A 1,376-nucleotide genomic window follows, 5' to 3' on the forward strand; every position below is an offset into this window, starting at 1 on the left:
GGAATGATCGCGCCGCGATGTTGAATAACCGTGCCAGCCACTTTGTGGCCAGCAAGCGCAGACTCAGCAACGTCTCCGCCTAAAATTCGTTTTGCAAGATAACCCGCACTAAAAGAATCACCCGCCGCCGTGGTATCCACCACAGCATCGACCTTCAAGGCCGCAACGGTGTGTTGTTGATCTTGTGTTACAACAAAACAGTCGTCCGCGCCACGTTTCACAATGATCTCTTTAACGCCAAAGTTTTTCGTGCGGCTGATCGCTTCATCTTCGTGCTTATCTCCCCACAGCATGACCTCGTCATCGAAGGTCAAAAATGCCATGTCGGTGACGCTGAGGATCTTTGAGTAAAAATCACGAGCTTGCTCGATGTTAGGCCAGAGCTTAGGGCGGAAGTTGTTATCGAATGCGATTTTCACACCTTCTTTACGGCACATTGTTAGCAGCTCAATCAACATCTGACGACAATCGTCCGAGATGATCGCCAAGCTAATGCCACTCAGGTAGATCATTTGATGCTGACAAAGATCTTTCACCAACGACAACAATGCTCGCTCACGCAACCAGTATTTTGCCGCCGCATCATTACGCCAGTAAAAGAAGCTACGCTCGCCATCTTCGGCGGTTTCAATCGCGTAAATGCCTGGCAACTTATCTTCAGAAAGGTAGACCATGTCCGTATTGATCCCCTCTTCACGCCATGCCGTTAGCATTTCACGACTAAACGGATCATGCCCTAATCCCGTCACATACGAAGTTTCGACCCCGTGTTGTTTGGTTAGACGAGAAAGGTACACCGCGGTATTGAGCGTATCACCGCCAAAACCTTGCTGTAGCACGCCGTCATGTTTTTTAAGCTCCACCATACATTCGCCGATGATGGCGACACGACTGATTGGGTTCATGGGAAGTCTCCTCAGTATTTGATGTCGCCATTATTGCAATTACAAAACCAGTTAACAATAAAAATAAAACAACGGTTCATTTATTTCGTGAACTTGATCTATCTGCATGCTTTCTCGGCCAGATTTTGTAGCCATGCAGAGAGCAATTGCGGCCACGCCGCGACAGGCAAACCTTGCGCATCGCGAATACCAAAACCGTGTTTACCTTGCTCAAACAAGTGCATTTCGGTCGCGATTTCGTGCTGGCGAAGTGCTTGCCAAAACACGATGCTGTTTTCCACGCTCACGGCGGTATCGTCACTGGCATGTAAAAGAAAACAAGGCGGCATGTCTGACGTCACCTGTTTTTCTAGCGAGAATCGGAGAAGGTCAGGTTCACGTTCCAAATTAGCCAGTAACTCGGCACGCGAGCCCATGTGCGCAATGTCGGTGTTCATACTGATCACCGGGTACATCAAAGCGCAAAAATCG

2 protein-coding genes are annotated in these 1,376 nt (G+C 48.8%); both read right to left on the minus strand.

Annotation, left to right across the window (positions count from 1 at the left end; translation table 11 throughout):
- The coding region (locus R8269_RS24495) for a sugar kinase (protein ID WP_318222812.1) at window positions 1-905 on the minus strand (905 nt) is incomplete at its 3' end.
- A 98-nt stretch (window positions 906-1,003) separates the two neighbouring features.
- The coding region (locus tag R8269_RS24500) for an alpha/beta hydrolase (protein ID WP_318222813.1) at window positions 1,004-1,376 on the minus strand (373 nt) is incomplete at its 5' end.

The sequence above is a fragment of the Vibrio sp. Vb0667 genome, assembly GCF_033391095.1.